Annotated in this window: 15 protein-coding genes; 9 read left to right on the top strand and 6 right to left on the bottom strand. The window is 71.3% G+C overall.

Translation table 11 applies throughout. From position 1 onward, the window contains the following. The gene (locus WG922_RS11415) at nucleotides 1–1,170 is read right to left on the bottom strand and encodes a thiolase domain-containing protein (RefSeq protein ID WP_340282737.1); all 1,170 of its coding nucleotides are present in this window, start codon (nucleotides 1,168–1,170) and stop codon (nucleotides 1–3) included. 99 nt (nucleotides 1,171–1,269) lie between these two features. On the opposite strand from WG922_RS11415, the gene WG922_RS11420 reads away from it, so the two are divergent. From WG922_RS11420 to WG922_RS11440, 5 genes are all read left to right on the top strand, one after another. After that, nucleotides 1,270–2,043: an SDR family NAD(P)-dependent oxidoreductase gene (locus tag WG922_RS11420; protein ID WP_340282738.1), complete on the top strand. Its 774-nt coding sequence runs from the start codon at nucleotides 1,270–1,272 to the stop codon at nucleotides 2,041–2,043. Nucleotides 2,044–2,074: 31 nt separating this feature from the next. Continuing rightward, entirely contained in the window at nucleotides 2,075–3,124 is a 1,050-nt protein-coding gene (locus tag WG922_RS11425) for a DUF7064 domain-containing protein (protein ID WP_340282739.1), read from the top strand. Next, entirely contained in the window at nucleotides 3,121–3,942 is an 822-nt protein-coding gene (locus WG922_RS11430) for an enoyl-CoA hydratase/isomerase family protein (protein ID WP_340282740.1), read from the top strand. The genes WG922_RS11425 and WG922_RS11430 overlap by 4 nt, the downstream gene beginning before the upstream one ends. Before the next feature lie 69 nt (nucleotides 3,943–4,011). Next, the gene (locus WG922_RS11435) at nucleotides 4,012–4,884 is read left to right on the top strand and encodes a MaoC/PaaZ C-terminal domain-containing protein (protein WP_340282741.1); all 873 of its coding nucleotides are present in this window, start codon (nucleotides 4,012–4,014) and stop codon (nucleotides 4,882–4,884) included. 130 nt (nucleotides 4,885–5,014) lie between these two features. Next, nucleotides 5,015–6,262: an MFS transporter gene (locus WG922_RS11440; RefSeq protein ID WP_340282742.1), complete on the top strand. Its 1,248-nt coding sequence runs from the start codon at nucleotides 5,015–5,017 to the stop codon at nucleotides 6,260–6,262. Between the two features lie 43 nt (nucleotides 6,263–6,305). Here WG922_RS11440 and WG922_RS11445 read toward each other — a convergent pair whose 3' ends face one another. From WG922_RS11445 to WG922_RS11455, 3 genes are all read right to left on the bottom strand, one after another. Next, a complete protein-coding gene (locus WG922_RS11445) occupies nucleotides 6,306–6,581 on the bottom strand; it encodes an NIPSNAP family protein (protein ID WP_340282939.1) in 276 nt (91 codons plus the stop codon). Nucleotides 6,582–6,688: 107 nt separating this feature from the next. Then, complete coding sequence (locus tag WG922_RS11450) at nucleotides 6,689–8,428, bottom strand: FAD-dependent oxidoreductase (RefSeq protein WP_340282743.1); 1,740 nt, start codon at nucleotides 8,426–8,428, stop codon at nucleotides 6,689–6,691. A 10-nt stretch (nucleotides 8,429–8,438) separates the two neighbouring features. Next, the gene (locus tag WG922_RS11455) at nucleotides 8,439–9,416 is read right to left on the bottom strand and encodes a Bug family tripartite tricarboxylate transporter substrate binding protein (RefSeq protein WP_340282744.1); all 978 of its coding nucleotides are present in this window, start codon (nucleotides 9,414–9,416) and stop codon (nucleotides 8,439–8,441) included. Nucleotides 9,417–9,881: 465 nt separating this feature from the next. On the opposite strand from WG922_RS11455, the gene WG922_RS11460 reads away from it, so the two are divergent. The 4 genes from WG922_RS11460 to WG922_RS11475 are packed head-to-tail and all read left to right on the top strand — an operon-like array spanning nucleotide 9,882 to nucleotide 14,291. Then, nucleotides 9,882–10,898, top strand: coding sequence for a Bug family tripartite tricarboxylate transporter substrate binding protein (locus WG922_RS11460; protein ID WP_340282745.1), 1,017 nt, complete (start codon nucleotides 9,882–9,884; stop codon nucleotides 10,896–10,898). Further along, on the top strand, nucleotides 10,895–12,076 hold the full coding sequence (locus tag WG922_RS11465) for a thiolase C-terminal domain-containing protein (RefSeq protein ID WP_340282746.1): 1,182 nt from the start codon (nucleotides 10,895–10,897) through the stop codon (nucleotides 12,074–12,076). The genes WG922_RS11460 and WG922_RS11465 overlap by 4 nt, the downstream gene beginning before the upstream one ends. After that, nucleotides 12,073–12,540 carry a Zn-ribbon domain-containing OB-fold protein gene (locus WG922_RS11470; RefSeq protein ID WP_340282747.1) on the top strand — a complete coding sequence of 156 codons (468 nt, stop codon included), beginning with the start codon at nucleotides 12,073–12,075 and terminating at the stop codon, nucleotides 12,538–12,540. Before WG922_RS11465 ends, WG922_RS11470 begins: the two co-directional genes overlap by 4 nt. Continuing rightward, nucleotides 12,525–14,291: an FAD-dependent oxidoreductase gene (locus WG922_RS11475; protein ID WP_340282749.1), complete on the top strand. Its 1,767-nt coding sequence runs from the start codon at nucleotides 12,525–12,527 to the stop codon at nucleotides 14,289–14,291. Before WG922_RS11470 ends, WG922_RS11475 begins: the two co-directional genes overlap by 16 nt. A gap of 129 nt (nucleotides 14,292–14,420) precedes the next feature. On the opposite strand, the gene WG922_RS11480 is transcribed toward WG922_RS11475, so the two are convergent. Together WG922_RS11480 and WG922_RS11485 are read right to left on the bottom strand one after the other, a co-directional pair. Beyond that, nucleotides 14,421–15,257 carry a FadR/GntR family transcriptional regulator gene (locus tag WG922_RS11480; RefSeq protein ID WP_340282750.1) on the bottom strand — a complete coding sequence of 279 codons (837 nt, stop codon included), beginning with the start codon at nucleotides 15,255–15,257 and terminating at the stop codon, nucleotides 14,421–14,423. A gap of 43 nt (nucleotides 15,258–15,300) precedes the next feature. After that, the gene (locus WG922_RS11485; RefSeq protein ID WP_340282751.1) at nucleotides 15,301–16,107 is read right to left on the bottom strand and encodes a FadR/GntR family transcriptional regulator; all 807 of its coding nucleotides are present in this window, start codon (nucleotides 16,105–16,107) and stop codon (nucleotides 15,301–15,303) included. Nucleotides 16,108–16,234 lie beyond the last annotated feature (127 nt).

Below are 16,234 nucleotides of genomic sequence, written 5' to 3' on the forward strand. Positions count from 1 at the left end.
TTACTGCCTTTCCATGATGAGGGTGGCGCTGCCGTGGCGCGAGCCGAGCAGGCCGCCGGTGCCCTGCGCCAGCGCCAGCCGGCAGTCCGGGACCTGCACCTTGGGATGCGCCTCGCCGCGCAGCTGGCGCACCGCCTCGATCACCTTGGTGATGCCGCCGCGGTTGGCCGGGTGGTTGTTGCACAGGCCGCCGCCGTCGGTGTTGAACGGCAGCTTGCCCACGCCGGAGATCAGGTTGCCGTCGGCGACGAAGCGCCCGCCCTCGCCCTTGCGGCAAAAGCCCAGGTCTTCGAGCTGCATGAGCACCGTGATGGTGAAGCTGTCGTAGATCGAGACGTACTGGATGTCGGCCGGCGTCACGCCCGCCTCGGCGAAGGCGATGGGGCCGGAGACTGCGGCGCCCGACCAGCTCAGGTCCACGGCGCCATTGAGCTGCCCCTTGAGGGCTTCGCCCGCGCCCAGTACCCGCACCACGGGCCGCTTGAGCGTGCGCGCGATCTCGGGGCGCACCACCACCAGCGCGCCGCCGCCATCGCTGACCACGCAGCAGTCCAGCTTGCGCAGGGGATCGGAAATCATGGGCGAGGCCAGCACGTCCTGCACGGTGACCGGCTCGCGCAGCATCGCATTCGGGTTGTGCTGCGCGTGCGCGGCCGCGGCCACCTTGATCCAGGCCAGCTGCTCGGCGGTGGTGCCCCAGTCGTGCATGTGCCGCGCGGCGGCCAGCGCGTACATGTTCACCGTGACGGGGGAGTAGGGCAACTCCCAGGGCACGTCGGGCGTGCTCGGGGTGACCAGCCGCGCGGCCACGCCGCTCGAACCCTCGCTGCGCGGACGCCCGGCCAGCGTGATCAGCGCCACGTCGCACTTGCCCGCGGCGATCGCCTGGGCCGCATGCGAGACGTGGATCAGGTAGGCCGAGCCGCCGGTGTCGGTGCTGTCGATGTGGCGCAGCCGGGTGAGGCCGAGGTAGTCGGCCATGCTGTTGGCACCCAGCCCGGGGGCGTCGCCCGCGCAGAAGTAGCCGTCCACGTCCTGCAGCGTCAGCCCGGCGTCCTGCAGCGCGCCGCGCGCGCATTCGGCGTGCAGCTGCGCCACCGTCCTGTCGGGCGCCTTGCGCGTCGGGTGTTCGTAGGCGCCGGCGATGCAGGCCTGTCCCTTGATGCTCATGTTCCGTGTGCTCCGGTTGACCGCGTGAGAGGGCCTAGAATATCATTGGTTCAACCAAGCAACAAGCCAGCAACACGCCACGCAGCAAGGAGGCCGCTCTTGAATCCCCTCGTCACTCTCGCAGGCCGCACCGTCGTCGTCACCGGCGCCGGCCAGGGCATCGGCAAGGCCATCGCCGAACTGGTGGTCGAACTCGGTGGCAACGTGGTGGGCATCGACCTGAACGGCGAAACGCTATCCGCCGCGCTGTCGCCGCTGCCGGCCGAGCGCGTGCTCGCGGTGCAGGGCAGCGTCGCCGATCCGGCGCTCGCGAACCGCGCGGTGGCCGACGCGGTGGCGCGCTTCGGCGCCGTGCACGGGCTGGTCAACAACGCCGGCATCATCCGCCCCGCGATGATCGACAAGATGACCGACACCCAGTGGCAGGAGGTCATCGACGTGCACCTCACCGGCTCGTTCTACTGGATGCGCGCAGTGGGCCAGCACATGATCGCCCGCGCCAAGGAGGGCGACAAGAGCGGCGGCTCGGTGGTGAACATCTCCTCGGACGCGGGCCGCAAGGGCTCGATCGGGCAGATCAACTACGCCGCGGCCAAGGCCGGCATGCTGGGCATGACCATGACCGCCGCGCGCGAGTGGGGCCGCTACAACCTGCGCGCCAACTCGGTGTGCTTCGGCGTGGTGGAGACGCCCATGACCGAGGTGGTGCGCGGCGAGAAATTCCGCGACGCCATGCTGGCGCAGATCCCCCTGGGCCGCTGGTCCACTCCCGAGGAGGTGGTGCGTGTGGTCTGCTTCCTGCTCTCCGACGCTTCGAGCTACGTGACGGGCCAGCACCTGGGCGTCAACGGCGGCTTCCACATCAGCCTCTGATCGCGGCACCACCACACTGGAGACGCAGCCCATGTACATGCCCCCCGACACCCGGCTCAAGCTCGATCCGCGCGACGAATACACGCACCCGCCGGAGCCGGTCTCCAACTACAACGAGAGCATGTACTTCAACGCGTTCGACGCCCGCTCGCGTATCGGCGCCTGGATGCGCATCGGCAACCGCCCCAACGAGGGCCATGCCGAGATGAGCTGCTGCGTCTACCTGCCCGACGGCCGCGTGGGCTTCATGTTCGCCCGCCCGCCGATCGCGTCGAACGACGCGATGGACGCGGCCGGCATGCGCTTCGAGGTGCTGGAGCCCTTCAAGCGGCTGCGCGTGCGCTACGAGGGCGAGCTGCTGCTGATGGACGACGGGCGCGACCTGGCCGACCCCGGCGCCGCGTTTCGCAAATACCCCAAGCGACCCGCCGCAATCGCGCTCGAGTTCGAGGGCGTCTCGCCCATGCACGGCGGCGAGATCGTCGGCCTGGACGGCCAGCCCGCCGCGCTCGATCCGGAGCACGCCGTCTACCGCGGCCACACCGAGCAGCACATGGGCGTCACCGGCCACATCACGGTCGATGGGCAGCGCCACGAACTGGGCGCCGGCGTCGGCTACCGCGACAAGTCCTGGGGCCCGCGCCACTGGCACAGCTTCCATTGGTACAAGTGGCTGCCGGTCGCTTTCAGCCGCGACTTCGGCGTGCTGCTGTCGGTGAAGGGCCGCCCCGAGGGCGGGCCGCACCGCATCAGCGGCAACGTGCTGGTCGATGGCATGTACGACCCCGTGGTCGATGGCCGCATCGAGACCGACTACGACGATGACTGGTACCCGCGTGGGCTCACCGCCTGGGTGCGCACCGCCAGCCGCAGCTACGTGCTGCGCGGTCGCGTGCTCACCACCGTGCCGCTGCGCCACCGGCGCAAGGATGCTGCGCCGACGGACAGCTATACGCGCATCACCGAGAGCCTCACCGAGTTCACCTGCGAGGGCCACACCGCGCTGGGCCTGGCCGAGTACTGCGACCGCATGGAAGGCGGCGTGCCCATCTCCGCCCGGCTCGAAGGAGCGACGGCATGAGCGCCGGCCTGCGCGTCGAACGCGAGGGCGGCGTGGCACTGCTCACGCTGGACCGCCCCGGCGTCAAGAACGCCCTCGACCGCGCCACCGTCGATGCGCTGGTGGCGCAGCTGCGCAGCCTGCGCGCCGACGAGGGCGCACGCGCGATTGTGCTGGCGGGCGCCGGCGGCGATTTCTGCGCCGGCGGCGATGTCAAGGAGATGTGGCAGGGCGGCGCGCGCACCGTGGAGCAGCGACGCGCCGGCATGGCGCGCTACCGCGAGCTGGTGCTCGCCTTCACCGAACTCGACAAGCCGGTGATTGCCGCCGTCGATGGCATCGCCTTCGGCGCCGGCCTCAGTCTGGCGCTGCTGGCCGACATCGTGCTGGTGAGCGAGCGCGTGCGCATGGCGATGGTGTTCCACCGCATCGGGCTGGTGCCCGACGTCGGCGCCTTCTACACGCTGCCGCGCATCGTCGGGCTGCAGCGCGCGCGCGAGCTGATCTTCTCGGCGCGCGAGTTCGGCGCCGCGGAGGCCCTGCGCATGCAGCTGGCACTGGAGGCGCTCGCGCCCGAGCAGCTGCTGCCGCGCGCGCTGGAGATCGCCCACAGTTTCGAGGGCGCTTCGGCGACGGCACTGAGCCTGTCCAAGCGCGCGCTCCAGGCCTCGCTGCACAGCGACCTGCCCACCATGCTCGACATGGAAGCCTCGGCCCAGGCCATCGCCGCGTCGAGCGACTATGCGCGCGAGTCGGTGCGGCGCTTCGCCGCGCGCGAGCCGGCGCAGTTCCAGTGGCCCGCGGCGACGCCGACCCAGCCGAACGATCGCAAGAGCTGAACCCGCCGTCCGTCCACGAGCCACCTGTGGCGCTTTCGCGCGCCGCCTCCCATCATCCGAGGAACGCCCATGCTCGATTACGAAAAGACCAAGGCCTGGCGCTCCGGCGCGGTGCGCCACACCTACACCGTGCGCGACACCATGCTCTACGCGCTGGGGCTCGGCGCCGGCTCCGATCCGCTCGATGCCGCGCAGCTGCGCTACGTCTACGAGAAGGACCTGGTGGCGCTGCCCACCATGGCTGCAGTGCTGGCATCGCCGGGCGCGTGGATGCGCGAGCGCAGCGAGCTGGGCATCGACTTCCTCAAGCTGGTGCACGGCGAGCAGGGCGTCACGCTGCACGCGCCGCTGCCGGTGGCCGCCACGGTGGTGGGCGAGAGCCGCGTCACCCGCATCATCGACAAGGGCGAGGGCAAGGGCGCCGTGCTGACGGTGGAGAAGACGCTCACCGACGACGCCACCGGGCAGCTGGTGGCGGTCTGCGAGCAGGTGCTGTTCCTGCGCGGCGACGGCGGCTTCTCGCAGGGCCAGGGCGGCGACGCCGCGGCGCCGGCGCTTCCCGCCGTGCCCGAGGGCGCGCCCGAGTCCATGCTGGAACTTCCCACGCGGCCCGAAGCGGCCCTGGTCTACCGCCTGTCCGGCGACACCAACGCGCTGCACGTCGATCCGCAGGTCGCGGCCAAGGCCGGATTTCCCCGCCCCATCCTGCACGGGCTGGCGACCTGGGGCATGGCCGGACGCGGCGTCGTGCAGCAGGCGTGCGGCGGCGAGCCGCATCGGCTGCGCGCGCTGCAGGCGCGGCTGACCGCCCCGGTGTTTCCCGGCGAGACGCTGGTGCTGGAGAGCTGGCGCATCGGTACCGACGAAGTCGCTTTCCGCGTGCGCGCCAAGGAGCGCGACCTGGTCGTTCTGAACAACGGGCGCGCCCGCATGGACGTGTGAGCCTGCACGCCATCGAGCGCAGCCTGGCGCGGTGTGCAGCCCGCGCACGCGGCACGCGCATCGCAGGGGGCACGGCGCATCGGGGCAGCGCGTCGCGCCGGGGCCGGCACAGCTGATCGGATCGCACGGCATGGGCGCAGACACTTCCGCAGCTGCCGGCTGGTTCCCAGCCCTGGGCGAGCCGCGGGTGCGCCGCTATCTGTTCGGGCAGGGCGCGTCGGTCATGGGCAGCTGGGTGCTGGACATCACGCTCAACCTGCTGGTGTGGCAGCTGACGCGCTCGCCGGCCACGCTGGGCCTGCTCAACTTTCTCATCTACGGCCCGGCGGTGCTGGTCATTCCGCTGCTCTCGCTGCGCCTGCATGCCGGCAACGCGCGAAGCATCAGCCTGGCCGTGCTCTGGAGCGCGCTGGCGGTGGCGCTGGGACTGGCAGCGGCTGCGGTGCTGGACGCGCTCACGCTGCCGCTGCTGCTGGTGGCCGCTGCGCTGCGCGGCATCCTGGGCGGCCTGGAAGTGCCTTCGCGCCTGATGCTGCTCACCACCATTGCCGCAGACGCGAACCGCATGGGCAGTGCCATCGCGATGAACACGGTGGTGTTCCTGCTGGCCCGCACGGCAGGGCCGGGCATCGCGGCGCTGATGTTCGAGCCGTTGGGGCCGGCCTGGGCCTTCGGCCTCGCGGCACTGGGCTTGATGGCCATGCTGCGCTGCGTGATCGGCTTGCGCGGCGCGGGACTCGGGCCCGGTGCACCGGCGCCCACCAGAGGTCTCGGACCGGCCTGGGATTTCGTGCGCCAGGACGGCTTCGCCAGCCTGCTTCTGCCGCTGCTGACGAGCGTGGGCCTCACCGCCGGCGCCTACCAGACGCTGGTGCCGGTGCTCGCCGACCGTGTCTTCGGCGATGCCGCGCGCTGGATCGGCTGGTTCTTCGCCGCCGCCGGAGGTGGCGCCCTGGTAGGCGCGGTGCTGCTGTCTTCGCGATTCATGGACGTGCTGCTGCGGCGCCTCCTGCTGCTCGGACCCTGGCTTGCGGTGGTGGGGCTCGTGCTCATCGCCGCGAGCCGTTTGCCATCCGTCAGCCTGCTCGGGTTCGCGTTGCTGGGGTTCTGCATGTCGTTCATCGCCACGGGCACCAGCGCCACCATGCATCGGCGCGTGCCTGCAGCCGCGCGCGGAGGATTGATCGCCTTGTTCCAGCTCGCCTTCATGGGCGTCGTGCCGTTCGCGCAACTGTTCGGGGGCGCGCTCGCGCAGTGGCTGTCGGTGCGGTGGGCCTTCGGGCTGCTGGCGGCGTTGCTGTTCCTGGCCACCCTGGTGCTGTGCGCGCGGCGCTGGCGACGCCTCGGGCGGCTGGAGTTCGATGCGAGCCGGCTGTGAACGCGTGCGGGCGTAAATGCCGCGCGGCGCCGCTTCGGAGTCGTCAGGCCTGGGCTGCGGACAGCGGCGCGGTGCGGATCAAGCGCGTTTCCTGCGCCGTGATCAGGTGCGCCGACGCCGCCAGGTAGGCCGCGAAATCCGGGTGTGCGTCGCGGGCGCGGCTGCGCCGCTCGTAGTCGGCCAGGTCGTCGTAGCCCCACAGGTGCACGAACTGGTTCTGCGGCCCGACCAGGCTGGTCCAGAAGCCCAGCGGGTGCCCCAGCGTCTCCATGAGCACCGGCAGCGCCAGGCGCTGGAACACGTCCAGGAACTGCGGCATCTGCCGCAGCGCGATGGTGTAGATGCGGTGGTCCACCAATGCCTTGGCGTCCTGCAGTCCCGATGCAGCCGCCGCCGCAAGCGGCACAGGTGTCACGACGGCACTACTCATGCCGACGCCTCGACCGCCGGCTGCTCCTCGGCGCCTGCGGAGCGGGCCGCAGCCTGCCCGGCGATGTGCAGGGCCGTGAGATAGCCGAAGGTCATGTTGGGGCCGTGGGTGATGCCCGCGCCCGGGTAGTTGCCCCCCATCACGCTCGCGCGGTCGTTGCCCACTGCGTACAGGCCTTCCACGCGGCTGCCGTCGCGGCGCAGCACCTCGCCGGCCACGCTGGTGCGCAGGCCGTCGAAGGTGCCGAGTTCGCCCATGACGAGCTTTACGGCATAGAACGGTCCCTGCGCGAGCGGCGCAACGCAGGGGTTGGGCTGCTGCGCCGGATCGGCGAGGTAGCGGTTGAAGCTGGTGGTGCCACGGCCGAAAGCCGGGTCTTCGCCGCGCTGCGCACCGACGTTGTACTCGCGCACGGTCTGCTCAAGGCCGGCCGCGTCGATGCCGGCGCGCTGGGCCAGTTCAGCCAGCGTGCGGCCCTGCAGCAGATAGCCGTTGCGCACGAAGCGGCCGATCGGCATGGGCGCGGGCTTGACGTAGCCCAGGCCGTAGCGGGCGAGTGCCGTCTTGTCGCACACCAGCCACATGGCGGTCTCCGCGCGGCCGGCGCAGGCGCGGTGCAGCGCAGCGCCGACGTCGTGGTAGGAGTTCGACTCGTTGGTGAAGCGCCGGCCGTCGGCCAGCACGCCGATGACCCCCGGCTTGTAGCGGTCCAGCAGGTGCGGGAACACGCCCACTTCGCCCTTGCCGAAATCGACGCGGCTGACCGGCATCCAGGCGGCCGGCTCGGGGAAGCGGATGTCCACCACGCCGCCCGCCGACTCGGCCATCGTGCAGCCGTCGCCGGTGTTGCCGGCCGGGGTGGGCGAGAGGTGCTCGTGGCCGCGCTGCACATGCGGATAGGCCTGCGCGATGCGGGCCTTGTCCTGCGGGAAGCCGCCGCAGGCCAGCACCACGCCCAGGCGCGCGGTGAACGTGCGCTCGCCCTGTGCGCCGCCGGCCACGACGCCGCTGACGCGCTCGCCCTCGCGCTGCAGGCTGCGCACGGGCGTGTCGGTGAGGATGGGAATGGACAGGTCGAGCGCGGAGCGGGCCAGCCGCGCCGCCAGCGCATTGCCGCTGGTGACCTGCACCGCGCGCCGGTGCAGGGCCAGCTCCTTCATGTGGCTTGCGAGCCGCCGGGCCACGTACCAGGCCGAGGCGGGCGACTTGGTCGCACGGAAGAAGTGCTTCAGGTCGGCGTTCGACGAGTTGAACATCATCCCGATGAAGGTGATGGTCTTGAGCGGCGGCTTCAGGCGCGCCATGTCGGCGCCGAGGCCGCGGATGTCGTAGGGCGCCGCCAGGATCGAGCGGCCCACATCGGCGCCCCCCGGTGCCGTGGGGTGGTAGTCGGGGTAGAGCGTCGGCACGAACTGCATCTGCGTCTCGCGCTCGAAGAAATCGACCATCTCGGGCCCGTGCGCGATGAAGGCCTCGACCGCCGCCTCGTCATGGAACGCGCCGGTCTCGGCCCGCAGGAACTCGCGCACCTTGTCCAGCGAATCGGTGGGGTCCTGCTTGCGTCCGTGGTGGGTGAGCGGGATCCACAGCACGCCGCCCGAGAGCGCGGTGGTGCCGCCGAACACCGGCTCTTTTTCGAGTACCGCGACGTCCAGGCCGCGCTTCTTCGCGGTGATGGCGCAGGCCAGGCCTGCTGCACCCGAGCCGACGACGATCAGGTCGTATTCCGTTCGCATCGCGGGCTGCTCAGTCGGCCTTGATGTTGTACTTGCCGATGATGTCGCGCCACTGCGCCGACTCCTCGCGCATCATCTTGGCCAGTTCAGCGGGACCGGAGACCTGGGGCAGGGCGCCCGTCGGCTGCAGCCGCGCCTTGAGCGACTCGTCGGCCATCACCTGCTTCACGGCTCCGTGGATCCTGTCGATCACCTCGTCGGGCGTGCCGGCGGGCGCGAGCAGGCCGAACCAGACCTCCGAGGTGAAGCCGGGCACCACCTTGTTCAGCGGCTGCGCGCCCGGCACCACCGGCGAGGGCTGGGGCGTCGCCACCCCCAGCAGCGTGAGGTTGCCCTGCTGCACCTGGCCGAGCATGGCCGACGAGGGCGTGGTCAGCAGCATCTGCACGTCGCCCGAACGCACGGCCATGGTGGTGGCGGCCTCGCCCTTGTAGGGCACGTGTTCGACCTTGATGTTCGCCATCTGCGCGAGCCGCGCCGACGCCAGATGCCCATAGGACGCGGTGCCGGCCGAGGCATACATCACGCTCTTGGGCTGCTTGCGCGCCCACTCGACGAAGCTGGCGGCGTCTTTCGCGGGCACCGACTTGTTCGTCACCAGCACCATGGGCACCGCGGTGGTGGTCGTCACCGGCTTGAAGTCCTTCAGCGCGTCGTAGCCGGCTTTCTCGTTGAGCAGCGGCGCGATCACCACGCCGTTGTTCGGGTAGAGCAGCGTGTAGCCGTCGGGCTTGGAGCGGGCCACGTGCTGGGCCGCAATGGCGCCGGAGGCGCCCGGCCGGTTCTCCACCACGATGGGCTGGCCCAGCGTCTTGCCCAGTGCCTCCTGGAACATGCGCACCTGGCCGTCGCTGGTGCCGCCGGCCGGATAGGGGATCACGATGGTGATGGGCCGGGTCGGGAAGTTTTCCTGCGCCGTCGCGGGTGCCGCGGCGGCCACGAGGCCGCCCACGGCGAGTGCCACGGAAAAGATCGTCGGGTGCGTCATGGGGAGGTCTCCTGTCGGTGGTGTGGGTGCGTGGTGTGCAGGTCGCGATACGTCCGAGGAATGCGGCCAAGGATCTCGGGACGACGGCGCGAACGACACCGGCCCGGCAATGGTTGGTCCAAATTATTGGCTATGGTCCAACCAATGTCCACCCCGTTCTGCGCACGGCAGGGTTGCCAAGCCGCCAACGGTCGTGTCGAAACGCATCCCCGATGAAGGGTTGAGCCCTGCGCGGCGGGCAGCGAACGGGGGAATCCCGGGGGTTCACACGGCCGTGTGCCTAGGTAGAATGGTTGGACCGAAGAGCCTCCTGCTCCCGGCTCCCGTGTGCCTGCCGCGCGGCGATGCGCCTGCCCCGCAGGGCGGCGCCGCCCACTACGCTCTTGCGGCGCACGTCAGGCGCGCGACCTCGCGCGACGGACATCGCACACGGACAACGTTCGAACACACCGAAGGAGACACGCCATGGATCGCAGCCCGCGCACCGCACCCCCCACGCTCACCCGCCGCCGCCTGCTCGGCGCCGCGACGGCGGCCACGGCCGCCACGGCCGGGCTCGTGCCGTGGGCCGCCCATGCACAGTCCGGCGCCTCGTGGCCCACGCGGCCCGTGCGCATCGTCGTTCCCTACCCGGCCGGTGGCACCACCGACCAGGTCGCGCGGGCGATTCAGCAGCCCATGAGCGAGTTCCTGGGGCAGCCCGTGGTCATCGACAACCGCGCCGGCGCGGGCGGCACCATCGGCACCGACCACGTCGCCAAGTCCGCCCCCGACGGCTACACGCTGGTGTTCGGCAACACCGGGCCGAACGCGGTGGTCGGGCTGCTGCGCAAGATCCCCTACGACCCCGTGGCCGACCTGCAGCCGATCTCCACCGTCGTGGTCACGCCCATGATCCTGGCGGTGCCCATCGACAGCCCTGCCAAGAACCTCAAGGAGTTCCTGGCCTACGGCCGGCGCGAGGGCGACAAGCTGAACTACGGCTCTGTCGGCAACGGCTCGCTTTCGCACCTCTCGGGCGAGTACTTCAACCAGGCCTCCGGCCTGAAGATGCAGCACGTGCCCTATGCCGGCGGCGCGCCCATGCTGGCGGCGTTCCTGAACGGCCAGCTCCATGCGGCTTTCGTCACCGGGCTGGACGGGGCGGCCATGCTCAACACGGGCAAGGTGCGCTACCTCGCGGTGGCCACGCCCAAGCCCAGCGAGGTCGTGCCCAACCTGCCCGCCATCGGCGAGGAAGTGCCCGGCTTCGCCAGCTCGGCCTGGTTCGGCCTGCTCGGCCCCAAGGGCATGCCGCCCGAGGTGGTGGAGCGGCTGAATGCGGCGGTGCGCGCCTCGCTCGCCAAGCCGGACGTGCGCAAGAGCTTCGAGGCACGCAACGTCGAGCCCATCGCCAGCTCGCCCGAGGAGATGGCCAAGCGCATCGCCGACGAGATGCGCCTGTGGGGCGAGGTCATCAAGAAGGGCGGGATCACCACGTGAGCGCGCGCACCCTGCGCGGGCGCGCGGCGGTGGCGGGGGTGGGCGAAACCACCTACTTTCGCCACGGCCAGTCACCCGACGCCGAGTTCAAGCTCGCGCTCACGGCCATTCTTGCGGCCTGCGCCGACGCCGGCATCGACGCGCGCGAGATCGACGGCTTCTCCTCGTACAGCGACGACCGCAACGACCCCACCCGCCTGGCCGCGGCGCTGGGCCTGCCGCGCCTGCGCACCTCGCTCATGCAGTGGGGCGGCGGCGGTGGCGGCTGCTGCGCCGCGGTCGCCAACGGCGCCGCCGCCATCGCCACCGGCCAGGCCGAGTGCGTGGTGGTCTATCGCGCGCTCGCGCAGGGCCAGTTCGGGCGTTTCGGCCAGACCGGCGGCATCGACACCATCTCGGGCGAAAAGGCGTACCTCATGCCCTACGGCGTGCTGTCGCCGCCGCAGCGCTTCGCGATGCGCGTGCAGCGCTACCTGCACGACCACGGCATCGGGCACGAGGCGATGCGCGCCATCGCGATGGCGTCCTACCACCACGCGCAGGCCAACCCCCGCGCCGTGATGCACGGCAAGCCGCTCGACGAGGCGCGCTACGACGCGTCGCGCTGGATCGTCGAGCCGTTCCGCCTGTTCGACTGCTGCATGGAGAACGACGGCGCCGCCGCCATCGTGCTGGTCGATGCCGAGCGCGCGCGCGACTTCCCGCACAAGCCGGTGTACCTGCTGGGCGCCGCTTCGGGCTCGGGCCCGCGCTTCGGCACCCACGCTCACAACTCGGTGCACTACGCCTCGGCGAACTTCGGCACCGTCGCGCCCGACCTGTACGCCATGGCGGGCATCGGCCCCGCCGACGTGGGCGTGGTCCAGAGCTACGAGAACTTCACCGGCGGCGTGCTCATGGCGCTGGTCGAACACGGCTTCTTCGCCCCCGAAGAGGGCAACGAATTCCTCACCTTGGAAAACCTGCTCGCGCCCACCGGGCGCCTGCCGCTCAACACCAGCGGGGGCAACCTGGCCGAGTGCTACATGCACGGCTTCGAGCTGGTGCTGGAGGCCGTGCGCCAGGTGCGCGGCACCTCGACCAGCCAGGCCGCGCGCAGCGACGTGGCGCTGGTGATCGGCGGGCCGATGGTCTCGCCGGTGAGCAACCTGCTGCTCGGATCGGAGGCCGTGCTGTGAACTCGTCGAACGCTTCGAATCCCCCGCCCGCGCGCGCCCTGCCGCCGGGCCTGCCGATCCCGGTGAGCGAGCCCGACGGGCTCTCGGCTCCCTACTGGCAGGGCCTACGCGAGGGGCGGCTGCTGGTGCAGCGCTGCACGCAATGCGCGCAGTGGCAGTTCGGCCCGGAGTGGATCTGCCACCGCTGCCATGCCTTCGATCCGGCCTGGGTCGAGGTCGCACCGCGCGGACGGATCTTCAGCTGGGAGCGCGTGTGGCACCCGGCGCATGCGGCGCTCAAGGAGCACGGCCCCTACCTCGCCGTGCTGGTGGAACTGCCCCACGCAGGCGATGTGCGCATGGTGGGCAACCTGCTCGGAGACCCGCTGCAGCCGGTGCGCATCGGCGACGCGGTCGAAGGCGTGTTCGAGCACCATCCCGACGCGTCCACGCCCCATTCGCTGCTGCAGTGGCGACGCCCTTGACGGATCGGGCGGGCGAGGGTGTCGGCTCCGCTGCCGAGCCGCATGCCGCGTCGCGCACGAGCGATGGCTGCGATCTCGTCGTCATCGGCGCCGGCATGGGGGGCATGGCCGCCGCCCTGGTGGCGGCACTGGAGGGCCTGAACGTCGTGCTGTGCGAAGCGACGCAGCAGGTCGGCGGCACCACCGCGACGTCCGCCGGCACGCTCTGGATGCCGGGCAACCGGCACGGCCACGAGGCCGGCCACGGCGACAGCGTGGAGGAAGCCGCCCGCTACCTCGAGGCGCTGATAGGCCCCGACGACGCCCGCGGCACGCGCCGTGCGTTCCTCGCGAGCGCCGGGCCCGCCGTGGACGACCTGGAGCGGCGCACGCACCTGGCCTTCGCCAGCGCGGGCAAGCACCCCGACTACCGGCCCCTGCCCGGCGCCGCGATCGCCGGTCGCGCGCTCGCGCCGCTGCCTTTCGACGGGCGCCTGCTCGGCGCCGACTTCCATCGCATCCGCCCGCCCATGCCGGAGTTCATGCTGCTGGGCGGGATGATGGTCGGCAAGGCCGACATCCGCGCGCTGGTGCGGCGCTGGCAGAGCTGGCCGGATTTCCTGCACGCCGCCCGCCTGGTGGCCCGCTATGCGCGCGACCGGCTGACGCATCCGCGCGGCACGCGGCTGGTGATGGGCAATGCGCTGGTGGCTCGCCTGTTCCTGAGCCTGCGCGAGGCCGGCGTGGCGATGCGCTTCGGCTGCAGCCTCCAGGCGCTCGAGCGGGTGGATGGCCGCGTGGCTGTCGTACGGCTGCGCGACGCGGCAGGCGCCACCCAGGTGCTGCGTGCACGGGTGGGCGTCGTGCTGGCAACCGGCGGCGTGGGGCACCACCGCGCACTGCGCGACGAGCTCGGACCCGCCGGCTTCGAATTCAAGAGCCTCGCGTGCGAGAGCGTCGCCGGTGCCGGCATCGAGGCGGCACGGGCGGTCGGTGCACGCATCGAGCAGCACCGTGAAAACTTCCTCTGGCAGCCGGTCTCGGTGGTGGCGCGCCCCGACGGCAGCACCGGCCTGTTCCCGCACCTGTTCCTGGACCGCGCCAAGCCCGGCCTGGTGGCGGTGGACACGCGCGGCCGGCGCTTCGTGAACGAGGCCGCCTCGTACCACCACTTCGTCGAAGCCATGCTGGCGCTGCCGCGCGATGCGGGTCGCCCGCCCGCCTGGCTGGTGTGCGACGCGCGCTTCGTGCGCCGCTACGGCCTCGGCGCGATTCCGCCGGGCACCCGGCGCCTGGAGACGTGGGTGGCACGCGGCTATGTGCACACCGCGTTCACCCTCGAGGCCCTCGCCGGCCGCATCGGGGTCGGCGTGGCGGCGCTGCAGGCGACCATCGATCGCAGCAACACGTTCGCACGCGCCGGGCGCGATGCGGACTTCGGCAAGGGCGACAGCGAGTTCGACCGTTTCAACGGCGATCCGGAGCACGCGCCCAACCCCTGCCTCGGGCCGGTCGAGACGCCGCCCTACTGCGCACTGGCGATGTGGCCGGCGGACGCGGCCTCCAGCGGCGGCCTGGCGACCGACGCCCAAGGACGCGTGCTCGGCGAGGACGATGCGCCGATCCCCGGGCTCTTCGCCTGCGGCAACGATGCCGCATCGGTCATGCGCGGAAGCTATCCGGGGCCGGGCACCACGCTCGGGCCGGCGCTGGCGGCGGGCTGGCGTATCGGGCGATTCGCGGCCGGTGCGCGGGACGGCAGCAGCGAATGAGCAGTGCGCCGAGGGCTGGGCCCTGTCGCATGCTCCAGGCGTCGCTGACGTCGATGCACCCTGGATGGTCACGTCCGCTGGTGGCCATGCCCAGCGTGATCGCCGCCAGCGCGTGGTGATGACTGGCGCTCAGGCCGCCTTCTTCTTCGCGGCAGGCGCGCGGCGCCGCACCGGTGCCGGGGGCTGCTCCTTCTTCTGCTCGACGCGCGAGAGATAGCCGCGCTGCAGCCGCTTGAGGCTGGTCTCCATCTCCGCCACCGCGGCCTCGGCGTCGCCCTCTTCGAGGTGCTTGATGAAGCGCCTGCGCGAGGGCAGCACGAAGGTGTTCTCGTACTCGCCGATGGTCTGGATGAACTGCGCCAGCACCGTGAGCAGCCCGTCCATCACGATCATCATGATCGGGTTGCCGGTCATGCGCGCGAGGATGCGGTGGAAGTCAAGGTTGACCGCGGCGCGGTGGTTGAAGTCGCCTTCGGCCGCCGCCTGCGCCGCTTCGGCCACGTTGTCGCGCAGCGCCTGCAGGTCTTCGGGCGTGGCGCGGGCGCAGGCCTCGCGCACCAGCACCGATTCGAGCCAGATGCGCGCCTCGGTCAGCTGGTCGGGGGTGAGCGACCCCATGTGGTAGAGGTCCAGCATGCTGCTGATGATGGCGTTGCCCGAGCCCTGGCTGATGAAGGCGCCGCCGCTGGCGCCCTTTTGCAGGCGGATCAGCCCGGCGTGTTCGAGCGAGCGCAGGGCTTCGCGCAGGGTATTGCGCGAGACGCCGAACTGCAGCGCCAGCGCGCGCTCCGCGGGCAGCCGGCTGCCGACCTTGAGCCGGCCGTCGGCGAGCTCCTGGCGGATCTGCATCGCGATTTCCTCGAAGGCGCGCGCCGAGCGCACCGGCTGGAACAGCGGCGGCGTGGCGGCGGCCGATTCGGCACGCGGTGCGTCCACGGGGAGGGCGCTCTGTCGGGTCCGGGGCATGGGAGGTTCCGTCTTTCTGGTGTTCTTGTGGGCAGGCCGGCGCTCAGGCGACCCGGCGCCGCCGGTCGGGCTTGCGACTTTCGCTTTCGAGGTACTCGCTGATGGCTTGCAGGTGGGTGGCCATCGCTGCGGCGGCGCCTTCGGCATCGCGCGCGCGCATCAGGGCCAGCACCGTGCGCCGCACCTGGATGATGTCCTGGCGCGGCTGCGGATCGACCCGGGCCAGCAGCGTGCGGATGATCTCGGACAGCGCGTCCACCATCATCACGATCACCTGGTTGTGCGTGGCGCGCGCGATCAGCCGGTAGAACTCGATCACCGAGCGCGTGTTGCGTGAGCCGCGGCCACGCTCGAAGAGCGCCGTGTGGTGGTCGATGTCGGCCTCGATGGCGTCGAGCTCGGCCTCGGTGGCGCGGGCGCAGGCGAGCCGGATCGCCACACCCATCAGCTCGATGCGCGCCTCGGTGAGGTCGGCGATCGGAACGCGCCCGAGCGACACCATGTCCTGTACCGTGCGCGTGAGGCCGGTGGCGTCGCCGCTGTGGATGTAGAAGCCGCCGTTGACGCCGGTGCGCACCTCGACCAGGCCGGCCGATTCGAGGCTGCGCAGCGCCTCGCGCACGCCGCTGCGGCTGATGCCGAACTGCTCGGCGAGTTCGCGGTCGCCCGGCAGCCGGTCGCCGGGGCGCAGCTGCCCGCGGGCGAGCTGCCGGCGCACCTGGTCGCACACCACTTCGAAAGTGCGGCGCACACGCACCGGTTCGAACATGGGCCGCGAGGCCTTGTCGGTTGGGGCAGGGCTGGTCGCGGTGCTGGGTGCGCCGCCGCGTGGCGGGCGAGTTTCTGGCATGGGTGAACCTTTGTGCGGGCGATCGTAATACAGCGCACCCCTGGCTCAGGGTTAGCCCTAGCCCGAATTGACGGACGCCGGACAAATGCATATGGTCCAACCATTCACACGGGAAGCCCGGCGACGA

The sequence above is a fragment of the Ramlibacter sp. AN1015 genome (assembly GCF_037726105.1).
GTDB lineage: Bacteria > Pseudomonadota > Gammaproteobacteria > Burkholderiales > Burkholderiaceae_C > Ramlibacter.

What these genes read in the sequence shown, in the direction of transcription:
- WG922_RS11480 (WP_340282750.1), bottom strand. Translation starts at nt 15,257, where the DNA reads ATGCCCCGGACCCGACAGAGCGCCCTCCCCGTGGACGCACCGCGTGCC.
- WG922_RS11450 (WP_340282743.1), bottom strand. Translation starts at nt 8,428, where the DNA reads ATGCGAACGGAATACGACCTGATCGTCGTCGGCTCGGGTGCAGCAGGC.
- WG922_RS11425 (WP_340282739.1), top strand. Translation starts at nt 2,075, where the DNA reads ATGTACATGCCCCCCGACACCCGGCTCAAGCTCGATCCGCGCGACGAA.
- WG922_RS11485 (WP_340282751.1), bottom strand. Translation starts at nt 16,107, where the DNA reads ATGCCAGAAACTCGCCCGCCACGCGGCGGCGCACCCAGCACCGCGACC.
- WG922_RS11430 (WP_340282740.1), top strand. Translation starts at nt 3,121, where the DNA reads ATGAGCGCCGGCCTGCGCGTCGAACGCGAGGGCGGCGTGGCACTGCTC.
- WG922_RS11435 (WP_340282741.1), top strand. Translation starts at nt 4,012, where the DNA reads ATGCTCGATTACGAAAAGACCAAGGCCTGGCGCTCCGGCGCGGTGCGC.
- WG922_RS11415 (WP_340282737.1), bottom strand. Translation starts at nt 1,170, where the DNA reads ATGAGCATCAAGGGACAGGCCTGCATCGCCGGCGCCTACGAACACCCG.
- WG922_RS11460 (WP_340282745.1), top strand. Translation starts at nt 9,882, where the DNA reads ATGGATCGCAGCCCGCGCACCGCACCCCCCACGCTCACCCGCCGCCGC.
- WG922_RS11445 (WP_340282939.1), bottom strand. Translation starts at nt 6,581, where the DNA reads ATGCCGCAGTTCCTGGACGTGTTCCAGCGCCTGGCGCTGCCGGTGCTC.
- WG922_RS11455 (WP_340282744.1), bottom strand. Translation starts at nt 9,416, where the DNA reads ATGACGCACCCGACGATCTTTTCCGTGGCACTCGCCGTGGGCGGCCTC.
- WG922_RS11440 (WP_340282742.1), top strand. Translation starts at nt 5,015, where the DNA reads ATGGGCGCAGACACTTCCGCAGCTGCCGGCTGGTTCCCAGCCCTGGGC.